General features: G+C 68.5%; 20 protein-coding genes. 6 read left to right on the plus strand and 14 right to left on the minus strand.

All coding sequences use genetic code 11. The features are described 5' to 3' along the window. Positions 1 to 14: 14 nt before the first annotated feature. Positions 15 to 1019 carry an ornithine cyclodeaminase family protein gene (locus tag AZL_RS15965; RefSeq protein WP_012975533.1) on the plus strand — a complete coding sequence of 335 codons (1005 nt, stop codon included), beginning with the start codon at positions 15 to 17 and terminating at the stop codon, positions 1017 to 1019. A gap of 32 nt (positions 1020 to 1051) precedes the next feature. On the opposite strand, the gene AZL_RS15970 is transcribed toward AZL_RS15965, so the two are convergent. The 4 genes from AZL_RS15970 to AZL_RS15985 are packed head-to-tail and all read right to left on the minus strand — an operon-like array spanning position 1052 to position 5347. Continuing rightward, on the minus strand, positions 1052 to 1987 hold the full coding sequence (locus AZL_RS15970; RefSeq protein WP_012975534.1) for a fatty acid desaturase: 936 nt from the start codon (positions 1985 to 1987) through the stop codon (positions 1052 to 1054). A 41-nt stretch (positions 1988 to 2028) separates the two neighbouring features. Next, positions 2029 to 3102, minus strand: a complete 1074-nt coding sequence (locus tag AZL_RS15975) for an amino acid ABC transporter permease (RefSeq protein WP_012975535.1) — start codon at positions 3100 to 3102, stop codon at positions 2029 to 2031. After that, a complete protein-coding gene (locus AZL_RS15980) occupies positions 3099 to 4268 on the minus strand; it encodes an amino acid ABC transporter permease (protein ID WP_247894386.1) in 1170 nt (389 codons plus the stop codon). The genes AZL_RS15975 and AZL_RS15980 overlap by 4 nt, the downstream gene beginning before the upstream one ends. 8 nt (positions 4269 to 4276) lie before the next feature. Continuing rightward, the gene (locus AZL_RS15985; protein WP_012975537.1) at positions 4277 to 5347 is read right to left on the minus strand and encodes an amino acid ABC transporter substrate-binding protein; all 1071 of its coding nucleotides are present in this window, start codon (positions 5345 to 5347) and stop codon (positions 4277 to 4279) included. 611 nt (positions 5348 to 5958) lie between these two features. Here AZL_RS15985 and AZL_RS15990 point away from each other — a divergent pair. The 3 genes from AZL_RS15990 to AZL_RS34365 all read left to right on the plus strand — a co-directional run bounded on the left by AZL_RS15990 (position 5959) and on the right by AZL_RS34365 (position 8988). Beyond that, a complete protein-coding gene (locus AZL_RS15990; RefSeq protein WP_012975538.1) occupies positions 5959 to 7041 on the plus strand; it encodes an isopenicillin N synthase family dioxygenase in 1083 nt (360 codons plus the stop codon). A gap of 57 nt (positions 7042 to 7098) precedes the next feature. Beyond that, positions 7099 to 8394 (plus strand): O-acetylhomoserine aminocarboxypropyltransferase/cysteine synthase family protein, encoded by a 1296-nt coding sequence (locus tag AZL_RS15995; protein ID WP_012975539.1) that lies wholly within the window; start codon positions 7099 to 7101, stop codon positions 8392 to 8394. A gap of 201 nt (positions 8395 to 8595) precedes the next feature. Continuing rightward, complete coding sequence (locus tag AZL_RS34365; RefSeq protein ID WP_148219438.1) at positions 8596 to 8988, plus strand: hypothetical protein; 393 nt, start codon at positions 8596 to 8598, stop codon at positions 8986 to 8988. Here AZL_RS34365 and AZL_RS16000 read toward each other — a convergent pair. The 3 genes from AZL_RS16000 to AZL_RS16010 are packed head-to-tail and all read right to left on the minus strand — an operon-like array spanning position 8927 to position 11563. Next, complete coding sequence (locus AZL_RS16000; RefSeq protein WP_012975541.1) at positions 8927 to 9670, minus strand: ABC transporter permease; 744 nt, start codon at positions 9668 to 9670, stop codon at positions 8927 to 8929. The genes AZL_RS34365 and AZL_RS16000 overlap by 62 nt on opposite strands. Beyond that, positions 9670 to 10689 (minus strand): ABC transporter substrate-binding protein, encoded by a 1020-nt coding sequence (locus AZL_RS16005; protein WP_012975542.1) that lies wholly within the window; start codon positions 10687 to 10689, stop codon positions 9670 to 9672. Before AZL_RS16005 ends, AZL_RS16000 begins: the two co-directional genes overlap by 1 nt. A gap of 40 nt (positions 10690 to 10729) precedes the next feature. Next, positions 10730 to 11563 (minus strand): ABC transporter ATP-binding protein, encoded by an 834-nt coding sequence (locus tag AZL_RS16010; protein WP_012975543.1) that lies wholly within the window; start codon positions 11561 to 11563, stop codon positions 10730 to 10732. 204 nt (positions 11564 to 11767) lie between these two features. Between AZL_RS16010 and AZL_RS16015 the strand changes: the two genes are divergently transcribed. Beyond that, positions 11768 to 12487, plus strand: coding sequence for a GntR family transcriptional regulator (locus AZL_RS16015; protein ID WP_012975544.1), 720 nt, complete (start codon positions 11768 to 11770; stop codon positions 12485 to 12487). Positions 12488 to 12538: 51 nt separating this feature from the next. Here AZL_RS16015 and AZL_RS16020 read toward each other — a convergent pair whose 3' ends face one another. The 5 genes from AZL_RS16020 to AZL_RS16040 are packed head-to-tail and all read right to left on the minus strand — an operon-like array spanning position 12539 to position 16432. Continuing rightward, positions 12539 to 13195, minus strand: a complete 657-nt coding sequence (locus AZL_RS16020) for a methionine ABC transporter permease (RefSeq protein ID WP_012975545.1) — start codon at positions 13193 to 13195, stop codon at positions 12539 to 12541. Next, positions 13176 to 14294: a methionine ABC transporter ATP-binding protein gene (locus AZL_RS16025; RefSeq protein ID WP_012975546.1), complete on the minus strand. Its 1119-nt coding sequence runs from the start codon at positions 14292 to 14294 to the stop codon at positions 13176 to 13178. The genes AZL_RS16020 and AZL_RS16025 overlap by 20 nt, the downstream gene beginning before the upstream one ends. 51 nt (positions 14295 to 14345) lie before the next feature. Next, positions 14346 to 15173: a MetQ/NlpA family lipoprotein gene (locus tag AZL_RS16030; RefSeq protein ID WP_012975547.1), complete on the minus strand. Its 828-nt coding sequence runs from the start codon at positions 15171 to 15173 to the stop codon at positions 14346 to 14348. 45 nt (positions 15174 to 15218) lie between these two features. After that, positions 15219 to 15767: an OsmC family protein gene (locus AZL_RS16035; protein WP_012975548.1), complete on the minus strand. Its 549-nt coding sequence runs from the start codon at positions 15765 to 15767 to the stop codon at positions 15219 to 15221. Then, complete coding sequence (locus tag AZL_RS16040) at positions 15764 to 16432, minus strand: PLP-dependent transferase (RefSeq protein ID WP_012975549.1); 669 nt, start codon at positions 16430 to 16432, stop codon at positions 15764 to 15766. The genes AZL_RS16035 and AZL_RS16040 overlap by 4 nt, the downstream gene beginning before the upstream one ends. A gap of 20 nt (positions 16433 to 16452) precedes the next feature. Between AZL_RS16040 and AZL_RS16045 the strand changes: the two genes are divergently transcribed. Continuing rightward, positions 16453 to 17631, plus strand: coding sequence for an aminotransferase (locus tag AZL_RS16045; RefSeq protein ID WP_012975550.1), 1179 nt, complete (start codon positions 16453 to 16455; stop codon positions 17629 to 17631). A 9-nt stretch (positions 17632 to 17640) separates the two neighbouring features. Here AZL_RS16045 and AZL_RS16050 read toward each other — a convergent pair whose 3' ends face one another. Both AZL_RS16050 and AZL_RS16055 read right to left on the minus strand, forming a co-directional pair. After that, a complete protein-coding gene (locus AZL_RS16050) occupies positions 17641 to 19941 on the minus strand; it encodes a molybdopterin-dependent oxidoreductase (RefSeq protein ID WP_012975551.1) in 2301 nt (766 codons plus the stop codon). Then, positions 19941 to 20981 carry an NrtA/SsuA/CpmA family ABC transporter substrate-binding protein gene (locus AZL_RS16055; protein ID WP_012975552.1) on the minus strand — a complete coding sequence of 347 codons (1041 nt, stop codon included), beginning with the start codon at positions 20979 to 20981 and terminating at the stop codon, positions 19941 to 19943. Before AZL_RS16055 ends, AZL_RS16050 begins: the two co-directional genes overlap by 1 nt. Positions 20982 to 21009 lie beyond the last annotated feature (28 nt).

The following is a 21009-nucleotide window of genomic DNA, read 5'->3' on the forward strand; positions in this document are numbered from 1 at the left end:
ACGGAGGTCCCGCGATGGCGGACATCAGCATTTCCTACCTGAACGGCCCGGATGTCGAACGGCTGGCGCTGACCGACGACGAGATCCTGGTGGCGGTGGAGCAGGTGCTCCACGCCCAGGGCAGCGGCCGGACAGTGATCGAGCCGCGTGTCCACCTGATCCCCGAAAGCTCGGTCAAGGGGCATTTCAACGTGCTGCGCGGCGTGGTGAAGCCGCTTGGCGTCGCCGGGGTCAAGGTGGTCGGCGACTTCGTCGACAACTACAAGCGCGGCCTGCCGTCGGAGATGGCGGTGCTGAACCTGTTCGATCCCGAGACCGGGATGCCGAAGGCCTTCATCGACGCCACCGGCATCACCGAGATGCGCACGGGCGCCGTCACCGCACTGGGCGCCAAGCATCTGGCGCGCAAGGACAGCCGTATCCTCGGCCATATCGGCGCGCGCGGCACCGCCTATTGGAATGTCCGACTGCTCGACCGGCTGTTCGACTTCGATGAAATCCGCATCCATTCGCGCCGTCCCGAAAGCCGCAACGGCTTCGCTGAGCGGCTGTCGCGCGATCTCGGCAAGCCGGTGGTGGCGACGGAGGATTGGGAGACCTGCGTGCGCGGCGCCGACATCGTGGTCGAGGCCTCGCGCCTGCCGGAACCGGCACCGCTGCTGAAGACTGAGTGGATCGCCAAGGGGGCGCTGGTCGTGCCCTACGGCACCATGAGCGCGGTCGAGCTGTCGCTCACCGACATCATGGACAAGATGGTGGTGGACGACTGGGGCCAGTGCCGCAAGGGGCTGCCCTTCGGCGCACTCCGGGGCCATGTCGACAGCGGCCGGCTGAGCGAGGAAAACCTGCATGCCGAACTCGGCCAGATCGTCGCGGGCCTGCGGCCGGGCCGCGAGAACGACGAGGAAACCATCCTGTTCTGGCATCGCGGCCTCAGCCTCAGCGACATCGCGCTCGGCCATGCGCTGCTGGAGAAGGCCGCCCGGCTCGGCGTCGGTCAGACTCTCCGCTTCGCGTGATGGGCGCTTCGCCTGATCGCCCCTTCGCCCGATCAATGGGTGAAGGGGTGGGGCGGCTGGTGGTGCGGGGTGAACAGATAGCGCCGGGCCACCTCGCCGTACCCCTGATAGACCAGACCGCCGTTGCGGGCGATCAACGCATCCCGGTTCGCACGGTAATAGGCGGGAATGGCGTACCAGGGCAGGTCGGGCCGCAGATGATGGACGACATGCAGGTTGTTGTGGAGGAACAGCAGTCCGAACAGCGGCGAGCGCTCGACGATGGCGGTGCGGTGGTCGCTGTCCTCGGCCGCGCGGTGCTCGGCGAAGGAGCGGACCAGGGCCAGGGCGAAACCCGGATAGACATAGAGCAGCGCATAGGCCCACAGCGGAATCCCGCAGACCAGCGACACCCACGCCGCGACCGCCAGCGCCGCAGCGCCATGCGTCAGCCAGATGGTCCAGGCTTCGCGGTCGCCGCGCGCCAGCGGACCCGCCTCGCCGCGCAGGAAGCCGGCGATGGCAATGGCCGGGCCAATCGTCAAACGGCCGGCCAGCGTGTTGTCGACCCGCAGAAGGGCGCGTGCCAACGGTCCGCTCCCCGCCCAATGCGCCATGGTGACGTAGCGCGATTCGGGATCCTCGACCGGATCGGTCAGCCACTCTTCGCGGTGATGGGTCGTGTGCGACTGGCGGTAACGCTCATAGGGAAGCCAGAGGCTGAGCGGGGCGAAGCCCAGCGCCGCATTGATCCTCGCCGAACGGGTCGGGTGGCCGTGGATCACCTCGTGCTGCAACGACATGTGCCAAGCGATCAGCCAGGATCCCAGCGGCAGCACCACCCACCAGGGCAATTCACGGTCGAACCATGTCAGCAGTCCCCAGCCTCCGTAAACGACCAACGCCAGCCCCCAGGTCGGCGCTTCCGGCAGGCCGCGCCAGCTTGCCCCTCGGCTGGACGGTGCAACCACGTCGGTCATGAATCTCATCCTCCAATTTCCGTTTTATCTTCCAAGGGCGGGGTAGGGAGTCATCGTTGCAGCCGGCGCTCCAGCCACAGGCTGTAGCGGGAGGCGGCGACGCAGACCGTCAGGTAGATCAGCGCCACGAAACCGAACGCCTCGTCATAAAAGCCGAGCCATGCCGGGTCCTTGGCGGCGGTGCGCGCGGTGTTCAGCAGGTCGAACAGGCCGATGACGATGATCAGCGTGGTGTCCTGGAAGAGACCTATCGCCAGCGTCACGATGGAGGGGATCACCGTCCTGAGCGCCTGCGGCAGGATCACCAATCGCATCGATTGCCAGTAGCCGAGCCCCAGCGCCTGGGCGGCTTCGTATTGACCCGCCGGGATGGACTGAAGGCCGGCGCGGATGATCTCGGCCAGATAGGCCGAGACGAACAGGATGATGGCGATCTGCGCCCGCAGCAGCTTGTCGATGGCGGCGCCGGCGGGCAGCATCAGCGGCAGAAGCAGGGTCGCGACATAAAGGACAGCGATCAACGGCACGCCGCGCGTCACCTCGATGAACAGGACGGCCAGCGTCCGCACCCCGCCCATGGCGCTGCGCCGGGCGAGCGCCAGCAGCACCGCCAGCGGAAAGGCGCCGACCAGCCCGACGACGGCGAGCAGCAGGCTGACCGGCAGGCCGCTCCAGCGCTCGGTCGGCACCGCCGGCCCGCCGGGGCCGCCGGTCAGCAGCAGCAGGGCGGCGGCCAGCCCGAAGAGCCAAAGCCCCAGCGTCGCCCGCCGCCAGAACAGCGGCATGCCGCTGACCCCGGCCAGCGCCAGCAGGATGGCGCCGGCCGCCGCCGGGCGCCATTGCCGGTCCAGGTCATAGAAGCCGAACAGGATGTAGCGCAGCTTCTCGCCGATGAAGGCCCAGCAGGCACCGGCCGCGTCGGCGCAGCGGTCGGCCGGCCCCACCCACACGGCGTCCAGCAGCGTCCAGCGCAGCAGCGGCGGCACCGTCCAGCCCAGAAGGGCGAGGCAGCCGAGCGTCACCGCGGCATTCAGCGGCGTGCCGAACAGGCCGCTCCACAGCCGCCGCCAGCGTGGCTCGGGCAGCGACGCCGGCGGGGCGCTTTGCAGAACGCCGTCGGTCATCGCGCCCCCCTCGCCGCGAGGCGGCGGTTGTAGAGGTTCATCGCGACGGAGACCGCGAGATTCATCGTCAGATAGGCGCCCATCATGATCGCCATGGTTTCCAGCACCTGCCCGGTCTGGTTGGCGCTGGTGTTGATGACGCTGACCAGATCCGGGAAGCCGATCGCGACGGCGAGGCTCGAATTCTTGGTCAGGTTCAGATAGCTGGAGGTCAGCAGCGGCACGATCACCCGCATGGCCTGCGGCAGCACCACCAGCTGCATGATCCGGCGGCGCGGCAGGCCCAGCGCACGGGCCGCCTCCCACTGTCCGGCCGGTACCGCCTGGATTCCGCTGCGCACGATCTCCGCGATCATCGCCGCGGCGTTGACGACCAGCCCGACCAGCAGGGCGGAGAATTCCGGGGATACCGTCGTCCCGCCGTTGAAGTTGAAACCGGAGAGTTCGGGAAACTCGACCTGCAACGGCACGCCCGATGACAGCAGCGGCGTGATGGGCAGGCCGAATGCCGCCGCCGCGACCATGGCCGCCGACGGCACATCCCGCAATCCCATGCGGCGGCGCAGCGCGGTCCCGGCAAGGGCGAGCACCAGCGCAAGGCCGATGGCCGCGAGCAGCGCGCCGCCCGCCCGGCCGTCGGCGAAGGCCGGCAACTGGATGCCGCGGTTGCACAGGAAAACGCCCGGCAGCGGGTTCAACGCCTGGCGCGGGGAGGGCAGCGCCTGGAAGGTGGCGCTCCAGAAGAAGAGTTGCAGCAGCAGCGGCGTGCTGCGGACCAGCTCGACATAGCCCTGCACCAGCCCGGACAGCAAAGCGTTGCCGGACAGCCGCGCCACCCCCAGCAGCACGCCGAGCACGGTGGCGATCAGGCAGCCGGCCACCGCGACCTTGACGGTGTTCAGCAGCCCGACCAGCAATGCCAGCGCGTAGCTGTCCTGCGGCCGGTAGTCGAGCAGCGCCTCCCCGATCTCGAATCCCGCCGGGCGGCCGAGGAAGGCGAAGCCCGGCGTGATGCCGAAGCGCTCCATGTTCGCCAGCGTGTTGGAGCCGAGAAGGAAGCCGCCCAGCAGCACGAGCGCCAGGATCACCGCCTGAAGGCCGCTGCGGCCACCCCACCACAGGGTGACCGCGGCGATGGCGCCGGAGCGCGCGCCACCGGACGGCACGGGGCTGCTCACCGGAAGGGCGGGGCGTAGAGCAGGCCGCCCTGGGTCCACAGCTTGTTGAAGCCGCGATCCAGCCCGACCTTGGTCGCCGGTCCGACGTTGCGGTCGAAGATCTCACCGTAATTGCCCACGGTCTTGACGATGGTGTAGGCGAATTTCGGGTCGAGCTTGGCCGCCTCGCCCAGGCTGGGATCGACGCCCAGGAATCGGCGGATGGTCGGGTCGGCGCTGGTCAGGAAGCTGTCGATGTTGGCCTGGGTGATGCCCAGCTCCTCGGCCTGGATGGTGGCGTAGACCGCCCAGTTGACGATCTCCAGCCACTGGTCGTCGCCATAGCGGATGGCCGGCGCCAGCGGCTCCTTCGAGATGCGTTCGGGCAGCAGGACGTAATCGTCGGGCTTGGGCAACTGGGTGCGGGTGATCGCCAGATCGGAGGCGTCCTGGGTCAGTACGTCGCAGCGGCCGCTGGAAAAGGCCTTCTGGTTCTCGGCGGTTTCCTCGATCACCACCGGCTTGAAGGCGATCTTGTTCTGCCGGAAGAAGTCGGTGATGTTCAACTCGCCGGTGGTGCCGGTCTGGACGCAGACGGTGGCGCCGTTCAAATCCTTGCCCTTGGCGACCCCCAGCTTCTTCGGCACCAGCAGGCCCTGGCCGTCATAGAAGACCACCGGGCCGAAATGGAAGCCCAGCTTGGTGGCGCGGGTGAAGGTCTGGGTCACGCCGGAGAGCAGGATGTCGAACTCGCCCGATTGCAGGGCCGGCAGGCGCTGCTGCGGCGAGGAGGAGACGAACTGCACCTTGTCCGGATCGTTGAACACGGCGATGGACAGAGCCCGGCCGAAATCGACGAAGAAGCCCTGCCATCGGCCGTTGCTGTCGGGGGAAAAGAAGCCCGGCTGGGTGCCGACGCCGACCTTGATGCTGCCGCGCGCCTTGATCGCGTCCAGCGTCGGTCCGGCCTTGGCGGCGCCGGTCAGGGCGAGGCCGATGGCGAGGCTGAGGGCGCCGGCGGTCAGGATGCGCGGCGACCGGCCGCTTCGGGATACCGGACGTGAAGGGGCCTGCGAAGGAGTGCGCATGGTGGTTTCCCGCAACGAGTTTGTTGTTTTGAGAAAGAAGCGGAGCGCCGCGTCGGAATGGCGCCCGCCGTTCCGGATCCGATCACGGAGTGCCGATCACGGGGGCGGCCACGAAGAGGCGGCGCTTATTCCCTAATTAGCAGATAGGGAAATCGTTCTGTCAACGACTTCGTGAAAATTTCCATATTAACATATTTTCAATGTGATTTATGGATTTTTTACGCCTGTAAATCCACAATAAAGATAGACAATAGGCTTTTTCCGCGTAATGATTGACTGTGAAACAGCGATGCCGTCCGAGGGGCCGTGACCCCGGCAGCTTCGCCAAGCCATTGTACTGGAAAGCTATCATGGCCAATCCTCCGACGGCCCGCCGAGCCACCGCCTCCGCAGCGTCCGAACCGACGATGGTCTGGGTCCCGCTTCCGGAAGCCATGGGGATATGTGCCGTGACTGACGGGGCCACGTCGCAAGCACCAGTGGGCCGGCTCTGGGCTCAGATGCGCGGGACCTGGTTGAAGGCACGCGTCCGCACCGATTGAGCGGCAAGCCCCGGTTCCCCAAAATCCGATTTCCCACGTCGCTGCACCCAAGCGGGCGTTCCCGAACGCATGTCCGCAAAGGAGAGTCCTGTGACCACGCTTCCTTCTTCGGCCGAGCGGCCGCCGCTGCCGTTTCTCGATCTCGCCCGCCTGGACGGTGCCGCGGCGGATCGCGCCCTGTTCCTGTCGGAGCTGCGGGCGGCGATCCGCCGCTTCGGCGCCTTCTATGTGACCGGGCACGGGGTCGACCCGGCCTTCATCGACTCCGTCTTCGACCTGTCGCGCGGCTTCTTCGCCCTTCCGGAGCAGGACAAGCTTTCCATCGAGATGGTCAACTCGCCCCATTTCCGCGGCTATACCCGCGCCGGCTGGGAGCGCACGCGTGGTCTGGCCGACTGGCGCGAGCAGCTGGATGTCGGCGCGGAGCGGCCAGCCTTGTCCCAAGGCCCGGACTCGCCGCCCTGGGTCCGCTTGCAGGGCCCCAACCAGTGGCCGGAGGTCCTGCCGGAGTTACGCCCGGCGGTGCTGCGCCTGCAGGACCAGCTGACCGCGGTGTCGCGGCGCATCCTGTCGACGGTGGCGGTGGCCCTGCGCCTGCCGGAGGATGCCTTCGATCCGATCCTGACCGACCAGCCGACGCAACTCGTCAAGCTGATCCGCTATCCGGGCCATGACGCGGTTCCCGCCGACGATGCCCCCGCCGATGATGCCGGGGGGCAGGGGGTCGGGCCGCACAAGGACAGCGGCCTGCTGACGCTGGTTCTCCAACACCGGCAGAGCGGTTTGCAGATCGAAACCGACGGGGGCTGGGCCGATGTGCCGCCGATCCCCGGCACCTTCGTCGTCAATGCCGGCGAATTGCTGGAACTGGCGACCGACGGCTATTTCCGCGCCGCGGTGCATCGGGTGGTGACGCCGCCGGCGGGGGTGGACCGGCTGTCGACCGCCTTCTTCCTGGGGGCCGGCCTGGATGTCCGGGTGCCGGTGCTGCCGTTGCCGGACGATCTCGCCGCCGAAGCGCGCGGGCCGGAGCGCGACCCGCTGAACCCCCTTTACAGCTCGGTCGGGGAGAACACGTTGAAAAGCCGCCTGCGTTCCCACCCCGACGTGGCGCGCCGCCATTACGCCGATCTGGTCGGCGCCGCCGCCTGATTGCCGCCGAGATCTCAAGACTGGCCCTTATCAAAATCGAGAGAGGGAACACGCCCGATGACCGACCGCAAGCCGCGCTTCGAAACCCTGGCCGTCCATGGCGGCGCCTTCCGCGCCGATCCCGTCACCGGATCGGTCGCGGTGCCGATCCATCAGACGACCTCCTACCAGTTCCAGGACACCGCCCATGCCGAACGCCTCTTCGCGCTTCAGGAACTGGGCCACATCTACACCCGCGTCACCAACCCGACGATCGAGGTTCTGGAACAGCGGCTCGCCGTGCTGGAGGGCGGTGCGGCGGCGGTGGCCGTCGCGTCCGGACAGGCGGCGTCCTTCTATTCGGTGCTGAATCTGGCGCAGGCCGGCGACAACATCGTCACCTCCACCGACCTCTATGGCGGCACCTGGAACCTGTTCGCCAACACGCTGAAGCAGATCGGCATCGAGGCGCGCTTCGTCGATCCGGCCGATCCGGAGAATTTCCGCCGCGCCACCGACGAGCGCACCCGCGCTTATTATGCGGAGACGCTGCCGAATCCCAAGCTGAACGTCTTCCCGATCCGCGAGGTCGCCGACATCGGCTTGGAGCTGGGCGTGCCGTTGATCGTCGATAACACCGCGGCACCGCTGACCGTGCGGCCCTTCGAGCATGGCGCGGCGGTGACGGTCTATTCGGCGACCAAATACATCGGCGGTCACGGCACCACCATCGGCGGCGTGCTGATCGACGGCGGCACCTTCCCGTGGGAGGCGCATGCCGCCCGCTTCCCGCTGCTGACCCAGCCCGACCCCAGCTATCACGGTGCGGTCTGGACGGAGGCGGCCAAGCCGCTCGGCCCCATCGCCTATGCGTTGCGCGCCCGCGTCACCCTGCTGCGCGACATCGGCGCCGCCCTCAGCCCGCAATCGGCCTTCCAGCTGATCCAGGGGCTGGAGACGCTGCCGCTGCGCATCCGCCAGCACAACGCCAACGCCAGTCTCGTGGCGACCTATCTGAAGTCGCATGCGAAGGTGACGTCGGTCATCTTCCCCGGTTTGCAGGAGGGCGAAGCACGGCGGCGGGCCGACACCTATCTGAAGGGCGGCTATGGCGGGCTGGTCGGCTTCGAACTGGCCGGCGGGGCGGAGGCTGGGCGCCGCTTCATCGAGGCGCTGAAGCTGTTCTACCATGTCGCCAACATCGGCGACGCCCGGTCGCTGGCGATCCACCCGGCCACCACGACTCATTCCCAGCTATCGCCGGAGGACCAGTTGGCCACTGGCGTCACCCCCGGCTATGTCCGCCTGTCGGTCGGCATCGAGCATCCCGACGACATCATCGCCGACCTGGAACAGGCGCTGGCCGAGGTGTGACGCCCATCGCCGCCGCAACCGGTGGTGCCCGCATCATTCTGGCCGACAAGGGCTTCTGCGGCACGTCCGGCGCCACCGCCGCGTCCGGGATGAAGCTGTGAACGACGCCGACGCCCATATGGAGCGCGAGGAGTTGAAGCGCCTGCGCCCTCGCTGGCCGGTGCGCGCAGCGTCGGCGACATTCCGGAGCGGGTGCGGGCGGTGGCGGCGAAGACGCCGCCCTTCTTCTTCGACGGTGCAGCGACGCTCGCCGAGAGGAGGCCGCCGGAGCGGCACGCGCTGGACCGTGCCGCGCCGGACCATCCGGTCTACATCCCCGGCCTGTTCGCCAACCGGGGACAGCCGCCGGGGCACGGCGCGCTGAACAGCCGGGCGTTGGCGCTGAACGGCATCACCGCGGCCGGCGTGCCGACCTGCGCCGGCGTGGAGATCCAGAAGGATGCCGACGTACAGCCCGGCGGGGGCGATGTGGCGGACAGACGGCCGGGCTTCGGACATGGCGGCGTCTCCTCCGGCCTTGTGCATTTTCGGTTCAGGCGAGGTGCCAGTGGCGGTAGCGCCGCTCGATGCGGCGGAAGACGAGGCTTTCGGTGATCCAGGCGGTCATGCCGATGATGGCGACGCCCAGCAGCACCTGGGTGGCGTTGCCGATCTGGCCGCCCATGGCGACCATCCAGCCGATCCCCTGCGAAGCGCCCAGCATTTCGGCCGCCACCAGCGCCCGCCACGCCTGGCTGAAGCCGATGCGCAGCGCCGCGGTCAGGAAGGGCAGCGAGGCGGGCAGGTAGACATGGCGGATCAGCTGCCAGCGGCGGGCGCCCAGCACGCGGGCGGCGCGCAGGTTGCTGTTGCGGATGGCGAGGAAGCCTTCCTGCACCGTCACCGCCATCGGAAACAGGGCGGCGACCACGATCACCATGGTGATGGCGACATAGCCCAGCCCGAAGAAGATCATCGACAGGGGCGCCCAGGCGATGGGCGGGATCGCCATGAACAGCCCGGTCAGCGGGGCGGAAAAGGCGCGGAACCCCGGCGACAGCGCGCCGGCCAGACCCAGCGCCAGCGCGCCCAGCACGGCGACGGCGAAGCCGCCGACCTCGCGCAGCAGGCTGGCGCCGACATGGGCGGCGAGCTGGCCATTGTCGAGCCAGCGCACCGCCTCCGCCACCACCGCCCAGGGCTGTGGCAGGACATAGGGCGGCAGGTTCCAGGCGGCCGCACTCCACACCAGCAGCAGCGCCGGAAAGGCCGCCCAGCCATAGAGCCGGGTCCGCATCAGCGGCCCGCCCGGCGGAGATAGGAGCCATCGACGATGTCCGCCGCCCTCATCGGCGCCGGGATGAAGCCGAGAGCCAGCGAGCTGTCCATCAGCCGCTGGATGAAGGCGAGGTCGCTGTCCTCCAGCCGGTCCGACCAGCCCAGCCGCTTGCGCGCCTCGGCGGCGACCGCGGCCGGGGCGATCTCGGTGCCGTCGGCGCGCTTCACCGGCTCCAGCTTGAACGCCTCGGCGATCAGCGCGTCGCCCTCGGCCGGGTGGTCGGACAGCCAGGCGATGGCCTTGGCATGGGCGCGCAGCAGCTTCACCACATCGTCCGGCCGGTCGGCCAGCGTCTTTTTCGGCGCCATCACCACGTACCAGGGATAGCCGGGCAGCGCCTGGTTGACGTCGAACAGCACATGCGCGCTCCCCCGCAGCACCTGCTGGCTGATGAAAGGTTCCCAGGTGAAGGCGGCATCCACCGTTCCGCTGTCCAAAGCGGCGTTCATGTTGCCGACCGGCATCGACACCACCGACAGGTCGCGGTCGGGGTCGAGGCCGGCGGCCTCCTTCAGCACGGTGCCGCGCAGCAGCACGTCCATCCCGCTGCCGCGCGCCACCCCGGCGACCTTGCGGCCGCGCAGGTCGGACAGCTTGGCGATGGCCGGGTTGTTGGCGATCACCGCCGCCTGCCCGTAATTGACCTTGGCCAGGATGCGGCTTTCCAGCCCGCGGGCCGCCCATTGATAGACCGGCGGCGCGCCGATATAGGCGACATCCAGTTCGCCGGCAGCCAGCGCCTGCTGGATCACCGGCCCGTCGCCGAAAGGCTTGGCCTCCACCGTCAGCCCCTCTTCGGCATAGAAGCCCTTGCGGTCGGCGACCAGCGCCGGGGCGTTGGCCATGGCGAAGACCCAACCGACCCGGAGTGGCCGGTTGTCGCCCGTGGTGGCGGCCCCGGCAGGGGCGATGCCGGCGAGCAGAGTGATGGAGCCGTAAAGGGCGACGGACAGGGCCGCGGCGAACATCCGGTTCATGCGCGAAATCCTCTTGGTTGGGGCTGGGTCGCAGGGCGGCTCAGGCCGCGGCGACAATGGCGGAAATCCGCTCCAGCAGCGTGTCGGTCAGGGTGGTGAAGCGCTCCAGCCGCCGCGTCTCGCGCAGGCGGCGTGGGCGGGGCAGGTCGATGGTCAGTTCGCTGTGGATGCCGGCCGGCGCGATGCCGAGCAGCACGACGCGGTCGGCCAGGAACACCGCCTCCTCGACGTCGTGGGTGATGAACAGGACCGTCTGGCCGAGCCGGCCGCACAGCCGCAGCAATTCCTCGTTCAGGGTGGCGCGGGTGATGGCGTCCAGTGCTGCGAAGGGTTCGTCCATCAGCAGCAGGCGTGGCTCCAGCACCAGGGCGCGGGCCAGCGCCACCCGCTGCTGCATGCCGCCCGACAGCTGATGGGGGAATTTACCGGCCGCGGCCTCCAGCCCGACCAGCGCCAGCGCAGCCATCGCCTTGTCCCGCTGCTCAGCATCCCGCAGCCGGCCCGCCATCCGCAGACCGAAGCGGACATTGTCGAGCACGTCGAGCCAGGGAAACAGCTGCGGCGACTGGAAGACATAGCCGAGCGCCGGCATTTCCGGCGTCACTGTCTCCCCGTCGATGGTGATGCGGCCGGCATCGGGCGGCAGGAATCCGGACAGCAGGTTCAGCAGCGTGGTCTTGCCGCAGCCGGACGGGCCGAGCAGCGCCACGAACTCTCCGGGCCGGGCGGTCAGTGCCAGCGACCGGAACACTGGGTGCGCGCCGTCATAGGCGAAATCCACGCCATCGACCTGGAAAGCGGCGCCGCCGGTGCGATCGCTGGACAACGCACCGAAGCGGCTGCCGGACGGAGTTGTCGGGATTCCACAGTCCATGTCCGGTTTATCCCTCCGATCAACCGCCTCAATTCGATAATACAATATAATACATATTATAAAATACGTGGCAACTAGGGAATTGAATCGGATTCACGCAGCCGGCAGCGTGACGGTATCGAGGCTTGAGCCGTCCCGTCGCCGGTGGCATCAAGGCGGTCTCGATCCGTTGGCCGGGTCGATCAATCGGGGAGGGACGCCAGGGTGCCCGTGGTGCGAGACAACGCGACGGCGCTGTACCGGCAGATCGCCGACCGGCTGCGCGACGAGATCGCCGCCCGCCTGTTCGAGCCGTCCGGACGGCTGCCGACGGAAAGCGAGATCGGGGCCCGCTTCGGCGTCAGCCGGGTCACCGTCCGGCTGGCGCTCGACCGGCTGGAGACGGAAGGGCTGATCGAGCGCCGCAAAGGCAAGGGCACCTTCACGGCGGGCAAGCGCGTCCAGCATCCGCTCGACCGCCTGCGCAGTTTCCACGAATCCCTGCGGCTTCAGGGGCTGGACGCGACGATGCGGCCCTTGTCGGCGCGGATCGTCGCGACGCCGCCGGAACTGCGGGAGGATTTCGATTCCCACTGCCTGGAGGTGTGCCGTCTGCATCTGGTGGACGGCGAGCCGGTGGCCCTGGGCCGCAGCCTGCTGCCGCCGGCCCTGGAGCCGGTCGACTGGCAGGCGGCCGGACACCGGCCGATCTACGGCATCCTGCAGGACATCGTCGGCAAGCCGGTCGGCGGCGCCGACATCGAGGTGAAGGCGGCGGCGGCCGAGGCGGAGGTGGCCGCGATGCTCGGCCTTCCGGTGGGCGCGCCGGTGCTGGTGATGGACCGCCGTTCCGTCTTCGTCGGCGGCGGCTGCGCCGACCGTTCGGTGTTCCACATCCGGTCCGAGCGCTACAGCTTCATCCTGTCCCACCGCTGGGAAGGATAGGGTTCGGCGGTGGCCGGCGCCGCTCCGGCAATCACTTCACTGGGTATGGCCTCAGCGGCGGTGATCGACTCGCCGCGACAGCCATTCGCCGCCGAACTGCACCGAAGTCACCAGCACGATCAGGATCACGATGATCTCGAACAGCACTTGGGTTTCGTAGCGTTCGTAGCCGTAGCGGATGGCGAGGTCGCCCAAGCCGCCGGCACCGACCGCCCCCGCCATCGCCGAGGCGTTGATCATGGCGATCACGCAGACCGTCATGCCGCCGATCAGGCCGGGCAGCGCCTCGGGCAGGATGACGTGGCGGACGATGTGCCAGCGGCGGAAGCCCATGGCGCGGGCGGCCTCGATCAACCCATGGTCGACCTCGTTCAGGCTGACCTGGGCGACACGGGTGTAGAAGGCGATCAGGTGGATGCTGAGCGGAACGACGGCTGCCCAGATGCCCAGCGTCGTGCCGACGATCAGCCGGGTGAAGGGCAGCAGCGCCACCAGCAGGATGATGAAGGGGACCGCCCGGAAGACGTTCACCACCACCGACAGCCCCTTGTTGAAACGCTGCCGCGGATAAAGGCCGCCGGGGGCGGTGGCAACCAGCAACAGGGCCAGGGTCAGGCCGCTGGCGATGGCGATGGTTACGGAGACTCCGACCATCGTCAGCGTTTCGCCGAAGGCGCGCAGATAGCGGTCAAACATCGTCGGCGACATAGCCGAGAACCTTCCAGCTGTCGGGGGAGAAGCGGGAGCCGGAGGCCGAGCGCATCGCCGCGACAGGAACGGCGATCACAAGGTCGCCCTGGGCATGGCCCTGGATGCGGTCGATGCCGCCATGCAGCAGCTTGGCATCCGGTGCCAGCGCCAGCAGGCTGGAGAGCGAAATGCCTTCGGGGTGGCTTTCGCCGGTGAAGCGCAGCGACAGCACCGCCTGCCCGCCGCCCTGTTTCGGCGGATCGGGTTGCAGCCGGCCGGCGATATCGTCGGGAAGCCCGTGCTGGAGCGGGCGCAGCAGGGCGCGGGTGGCGTCTCCCTGAGGCGTGCCGAACACCGACCAGACCGGCCCATGTTCGACGCGGTGGCCGCGGTCCAACACCATCACCTCGTCGCAGATCGCCCGGATCACCGCCATGTCGTGGGTGATCAGCACGATGGTCAGCCCCAGCTTGGCGTTGATGTCGCGCAGCAGGCCGAGGATGGCGTGGGTGGTTTCGGGATCGAGCGCCGAGGTCGCCTCGTCGCACAGCAGGATTTCCGGCCGGTGGACCAGCGCGCGGGCGATGCCGACGCGCTGCTTCTGTCCGCCGGACAGCTTGGACGGATAGGCGTCGGCCTTGTCGGCCAGCCCGACGAGATCCAGCAGCTCGTCCACCCGCCGCCGGACCTCGGCGGCGCCGACGCCGGCCACCTTCAGCGGCAGCCCGACATTCTCCCGCACCGTCTTGGCCGACAGCAGGTTGAAATGCTGGAAGATCATGCCGATGCGGCGGCGCAGGCGGACGAGATCCTCCTCCCCCAGCCCGCCGACATCGATGCCGTCGACCAGCACCCGGCCGCCGCTTGGCCGTTCCAGCATGTTGATCGCCCGCAGCAGGGTCGATTTGCCGGCGCCGGACCGGCCGATGATGCCGAAGACGCTGCCGCGCGGGATGGCGAAGGACACCGCTTGCAGTGCCTCCACCCCGCCGGGATAGGTCTTGCGCACGCCGTCGAACAGGATGTGGGGCGAGGACGGGTCGGGTGCGGCGGCGGGGATGGGATCGGCCGCGGTCCGCTGGGCGACCAAGCGCGCGGTCGCGCGTTTCCACAGCATCGCTGGTTTACCTTTTCTGCCGGATTGGGCGGGTCATGGCGATGCGGCCGTTCAGAAGGCGGGGATCAGGATGCCCGCCAGTTCCTTCTCGATGTGGGCGCGGACCTCCGGCGACTGGAAGGACTCGACCAGCGGCTTGACCCACGGCGCGTCCTTGTCCTGCTCGCGCACGACGATGACGTTGACGTTGGGATTGTTGTCGCGCTTCTCCTGGGCGATGCCGTCGCGCGCGGCGTTCAGCCCGACCTGCGATCCGAAGCTGGAGATGATCGCCGCCGCGTCGAGATCCTGATAGGAGCGCGCCAGAACCACCGACTTCACCTCGACGATTTCCAGCTTGCGCGGGTTCGCCTTGATGTCGGCGAGCGTCGCTGTCTGGTTGTAGGCGTCGAAACCGTCGCGCAGGCTTAGCAGCCCTTCGTCGTGCAGCACGATCAGCGCGCGGCTCTCGTTGCTGGGATCGTCGGGGACGCCGACCCTGGCGCCGTTCGGCAGATCCTTCAGCGACTTGTATGTCTTGGAATAGAAGGCGATGGGCGACAGGTAGGTGTTGCCGACCACGGCCAGCTTGTAGCCGCGCTGGGCGATCTGGTCGCGCAGGAAGGGGATGTGCTGGAAGGCGTTGGCCTGCAGGTCGCCGGTGTTCAGCGCCTCGTTGGGGCTGAGGGAGCCGGCCATCACCACCGGCTCGATCTCAAGCCCGCGCGGCTTCGCCACCTTGGCGACGATCTCCCAGATCGGTTCGCTGATGCCGCCGCGGATGCCGACCTTCAGATGGATGGGATCGGCGGCCCAACTCGTGGTGGCGGCGAAAATGGCGCCGAGAGCGGCACCGATGGACAGGGCGCGCGCGATGCGCCCGAAAAGACGACCCGTCATGGCGGAAATTGCTCCGGAGTCTTCTGTGTGTCAGGCGGGGGTGTGTCAGGCGGCGGCTTCCGCCGTTTCCGGCTGCCGGTGGGAGATGGTGGAGACGACCTCCTGCGGGTGGCGCAGCAGGTTCAGGATCGGGCAGGTCCGTTCCACCGTCTCGTGAAGCTCCGCAATGGCCTCGGCGCTGGCGGGGGAGACGATGTGGATGGTGTAGCGCAGGTTCTGCGGATAGACTGGGATATGTTCGAAACCCGGCTTGCCGCCGCGCGGATCGAACACGCCTTCCACCTCGACCTCCAGGCTGTCCAGCGGCACGCCCAGTTCGGCGGCCTGGATCAGGGTGATGTGGGTGACGCAGCTGCCCAGCACACCGAGTTGCAATTCCGGCGAGGTCGGTCCCAGATTGTAGCCGGCGAAGTTGGGCGGGGCGTCGCTGATCACCTGATGGTCACGGATGCGGATGCGGCGGATGCCGCTGCGCCCCTCGGCGCTGACGCGGGCCGACAGGGGCGGCGGCTCGAAGCCGGGCTGCGCGATCCGTTCCTTGATCGCCTGATGGGCGATGCGCTTCTGGACCAGATACTCGTTGAGCGTGCTCATGGACGCACCTCTTGCAAGGGGGATTTGACGGCGCCGCGCGTCTGGGTGACGGCGTCGAGCGCCTGGAGGATGTCCTCGCGGATGTCCGGCAGGTTCTCCAGGCCGATGGACAGGCGGATCAGCCCGTCGGCGATGCCGTGGCGGGCGCGTTCCTCCGCGCCGTATGTGGCGTGGGTCATGCTGGCCGGGTGCTGCACCAGGGTTTCCGCGTCGCCCAGGCTGACCGCGCGGGTTGCCAGCACCAGCCGGTTCATGAAGCGGATGCCGGCCTCCAGCCCGCCGTCGAGTTCGCAGGAGACCAGCCCGGCCTCCGCCCCCTCAAGGTCGGCGATGCGGGCCTCCAGCACCGACTGTGTCGGGTTCTTCGTCCGGCCGTAGATGTAGCCGTCCTTTTCGCCGCGGAACAGCGCCGCCCCGTCCTCCGCCGTTTCGAAGGCGTAGGTGGAGGTCATGAAGACCGGCGGGGTCAGTGCGCCCTGTTCGCTCGCCGGGTCATAGCCGAGATGGATGGCGCGGGTGGACAGGCCACTCCAACGGCCACGGTTCGACGGATGATCGGTCATGGATGGAAATCCGAAGGCAGTGCAGTTTCGTTCGTGAAACTCTGTTATAAACACACTTACACGATAGAGAAATAAGGGCAACTGTGAAATCCACGCATCCATACTGAAAAGGGCGGGATTAAATGGTGAATTCAGTGTTCCACGGCACGCGCACGTCGGTGTTCGAGACGATGTCGCGGCTGGCTGCCGAGCATGGCGCGATCAATCTCGGGCAGGGCTTCCCCGAAGGCATTGAGGCGACGGAGGTGATCGAGGCGGCGGGACGGGCCCTGCGTGACGGTCCCCACCAATATCCGCCGACCCTGGGTCTGCCGGCCCTGCGCCAGGCGGTGGCGGTGGCGAACCGCCGCTTCTGGAACATCGAGGCCGATTGGGCGACCGAAGTGCTGGTGACCTCCGGTGCGACCGAGGCGCTGGCCGACTGCTTCTTCGGGTTGCTGGAACCGGGCGACGAGGTGCTGGTCTTCCAGCCGGCCTACGACTGTTACGGCGTGCTGCTGCGCCGTGCCGGGGCGTTTCCGGTGCCGATCCGGCTGGAGCCGCCGCATTGGGAACTGCCGCGCCAGCGCATTCTCGACGCCATCACGCCACGGACGCGGGCGATCCTGCTGAACACGCCGATGAATCCGAATGGCAAGATCTTCAGCCTGGCGGAATTGGGCTTCCTGGCCGGGCTGCTGGAGCGCCACGACCTGATCGCCATCTGCGACGAGGTCTACGAACATCTGACCTTCGACGGCCGTGCCCATGTGCCGCTCTACACGCTGCCGGAAGCGCAGGGCCGCTGCCTGCGCATCGGATCCGCCGGCAAGACCTTCTCCGTCACCGGCTGGAAGGTCGGTTATGTCACCGCGCCGGCGGCGCTGCTGGAGCCGGTCGCCCGCGCCCACCAGTATCTGACCTTCGCGACACCGCCCCATCTCCAGAATGCCGTCGCCTTCGGGCTTGGGCTGGACGAGTCCTATTTCCAGGGCTTGCAGGCGACTTTGCAGCACAACCGCGACCAGCTCGCCGGCGGGCTGCGCGCGTTGGGTTTCAATGTGCTTGACTGCGGCGCGACCTATTTCCTGTGCGTCGATATCGGAGATCTCGGCCGCCACGGGGATGGGGGCGGCGACGATTTCGCCTTCTGCCGCCGTCTGGTCGCCGAATCGGGCGTCGCCGCCGTGCCGGTCAGCAGCTTCTATGCAGAACGCGACATGACCTCGTTGATCCGCCTGTGCTTCGCCAAACGGTTGCCGCTGCTGCATCAGGCGTTGGAGCGGCTTGCCGATTGGCGCAAGCGCGCCGGGGCCGTCTGATGGCGCGTTTCATGGCCGGCTGACGAAGCGTGGCGGCTGGAAGGCGCGGATCGCCGGCAACGGGCCGGTGAAGCGCTCGACCTCCACCAGGGCGCTCTGGGCCGAACAGCCCTGGGCGAGATCCGAGGTGCCGGTGTCGGGTGTCACCATGTTGGGATTGCCGTGGGCGTCGAGGCTGCCGTCTGTAGCCGGGTCCACCGGGTCGTACCAGGCGCCAGTGGCGATCTGGAGCACGCCGGGCCGGATGCCATCGGTTAGCACCGCACCGGCCAGGAAGGCGCCGCGCCGGTTGAACACCCGCACCACGTCGCCATCGCCGATGCCGCGCGCCGCCGCGTCGTCGGGATGGATGCGGATCGGTTCCCGACCGGAAATCTTGTTCTCCCGGCTGACCGCGCCATGGTCGTACTGGCTGTGCAGGCGGGTCGCCGGCTGGCAGGACAGCAGATGCAGCGGGCCGTCGTCGCCGGCCAGCCCCGGATGCTCCGCCGGGGCGCGCCACACCGGATGGCCGGGGCAATCGGGCAGGCCGAAACCGGCGATGGCGGCGGAGCCGATCTCGATCCGGCCCGACGGGGTGGGCAGCGGCGATCCGTCCGGATCGGCGCGGAAGGCTTGCAGAAGGACCTTCTCCGGCTCGACCAGGGGGATCTCGGCCAGCCCGGCCGCCAGGAAGCTGCGGAAATCCGGCAGCGGCACCGGGGCGTTGAACCGGCATTCCTCATAGAGCCGTTCCAGCCATTCCTCGGTGGTCAGCCCGCCGGTAAAGTCGCGCTCCACCCCCAGCCGGCCTGCGAGCCCGGCGAGGATGGCGTGGTCGTCGCGTGCCTCGCCGACCGGATCGAGGGCGCGGGCCATCCACACCAGGAAGCGGTCGCCGGTGGCGCCGCCGATGTCGTCGCGTTCCAGCGCGGTGGTCGCCGGCAGAACGATGTCGGCGAATTTCGCCTGGGCGGTCCAAAATGGGTCCTGGACGATGATTGTCTCCGGCCGCCGCCATGCCCGGACCAGCCGGTTGATATCCTGATGGTGGTGGAAGGCGTTGCCGCCGGCCCAATGGACCAGCCTGATGTCGGGATAGCGCCGCGTCTGCCCGTTGTAGCGGTAGGAGGCGCCGGGATTCAGCAGCATGTCGGCGATGCGGGCGACCGGGATGGCGGTGTCTACCGGGTTGCGCCCCTGCGGCAGCCGCGGCCCGGTTACCCGGCGCCGGCCCGATCCCATGGTGTTCATCACCGAATAGCCCACCCCCAACCCGCCGCCGGGCGTGCCGATCTGGCCCAGCATCGCCGCCAGCGTCACTCCCATCCAGAAGGGCTGTTCGCCATGCACCGCCCGTTGCAGCGACCAGGCGAGGTTCATCATGGTCCGGCTGCCGGCCATCCGGTGGGCCAGCGTCACGATGGTCTCCTCGGCCACGCCGGCGATGGCGGCGGCCCAGCGAGCGTCCTTGGCGAGACCGTCCGTCTCGCCGGTCAAGTAACGGTGGAAATCGTCATAGCCGACGGTACAGCGGGCAAGGAAATCGCCGTCCGCCAGCCCGTCCGCCACCAGCGTGTGGGCGAGGCCAAGCATGAAGGCGGTGTCGGTGCCGGGCCGGATGGCGATCCATTCCGCCCCGGGCACGTCGTCGAGGTCGTGGCGCACCGGGTTGACATTGACGAAGCGCACGCCGGCCGCCGCCAGCCGGCCCAGCGCCGGCTTGACCAGATGATCGCTGGCTCCGCCCGATCCGACCTGCGCGTTGCGGGCGGGCAGGCCGCCGAAGGCGACGAACAGCTCGCAATGCTTTTCCAGGCTGGTCCAGGCGGTGTGCGACAGCATCAGGTCGTCCATCGACGCCAGGATGCGCGGCATCAGCACCCGTCCGGCGCCTAAGCTGTAGGTGTCGCTGTGCGCCGTGTAGCCGCCGATGCAATTGAGGAAGCGGTGGAGCTGGCTCTGGGCATGGTGGAAGCGGCCGGCGCTGGCCCAGCCATAGGAGCCGCCGAAGATGGCGGCGTTGCCATGGTCACGCCGCACCCTGTCAAGCTCGCCGGCCGCGAGGTCGAGCGCCTCGTCCCACCACACCTCGACGAACGCCTCGCGTCCGCGCCCGTCGCGCGATGCGGGACCATGGCGCAGGAAGCCTTCGCGCACCGCCGGGCGGCGGATGCGGGCGGGGGCGTCGATCCCGTCCACCATCGACCGGCCGATGGCCGACGGCGCCTTATCCCACGGGGGCGGGTCCAGCGCGGTCAGCCTGCCGTCCGCCACCCGCGGCCGGTAGACGCCCCAATGAGTGGCGGTTAATATGTCTCCGCCGCCCATCACAGCGCCGCCAGATGGTCGGCGACCCTGACCGGCTCCGGCAGGATGCGGCGGGCGACCAGCCAGTCGGCCGCCTTCTGGAGGTCGCCGACGAAGGCGGTGTCGCTGACCGGATAAAGGCGGTACTGCCGCTTCAGTGCGATGTAGCCATCGCGGATCTCGTCGCGATAGCCGGCTTTGGCCTGGATGATGGTCTCCGCCTCCACCGTGTTGGCCGACGCCCAGGCCGCTTCGGCGGTGAAGGCCGCGTTCAGGGCGCGGATCAGGTCCGGGTTCTCCTGCGCGAAGCGGCGGCGGGTCAGGTAGCTGGTGAAATCGATCTGGAAATCGAGGTCGCGCTCCTCCTGGAAGATGTCGTGCGCCTTGTATTCCAGCCGGGCGATGTCGACGCCGGGGCTCCACATCGACCAGGCGTCCACCTTGCCCGATGCCAGCGCCGGGGCGGCGTCGGGAGGGTTGAGATAGACGAAATTGACCTTCGAGCGGTCGACGCCGTGCTTCTCCAGCGCCGCCACCAGCAGGAACTCGCCGAGGCCGGAGCGGTTGACCGCGACCGATTTGCCGACCAGATCGGTGACCTTGTCGATGCCGGAGCCGTCCCTTGCGATGATCGCCGTGGTGCGCGGGGCGTAGTTCAGGAACAGGCTGAAGACCAGCGGCGAGCCGGCGATGATGGCGGCCAGCGCCGGGGTGGTGCTGCCGCCGAAGCTGAAATCGGCGGTGCCGCCGGTCACCGCCTGCAAGGTCGGCGCATGGTTGGGAAAGGGGCCGATCCAGTCCACCTTGATGCCGTCCTTCGCCAGGGTCTTCTCCAGCTCTCCCCGCTCCTTGGCGATGAAGGCCAGACCGGAGAAGCCCCAGGTCAGGCGGATGGTGTCGGTGTTGCGGCCGGCCGTGCTCGGGGTGGCAGCTCGGGCAGCCGGCAAAGTGCCGGCCAACGGATCGAAGCCCGCGGCGAGGCCGGCGGCCCCGGCGCCGATCAGCGAGCGGGCGAGGAAGGCGCGGCGGGTGGTGGTGACTGGGCGGAACGGGTCGGTCATGGGAGAAGGCTCGTTCGGTCGGGAAATG

Origin of the sequence: Azospirillum sp. B510 (genome assembly GCF_000010725.1) — a bacterium.
GTDB classification, from domain to species: domain Bacteria; phylum Pseudomonadota; class Alphaproteobacteria; order Azospirillales; family Azospirillaceae; genus Azospirillum; species Azospirillum lipoferum_B.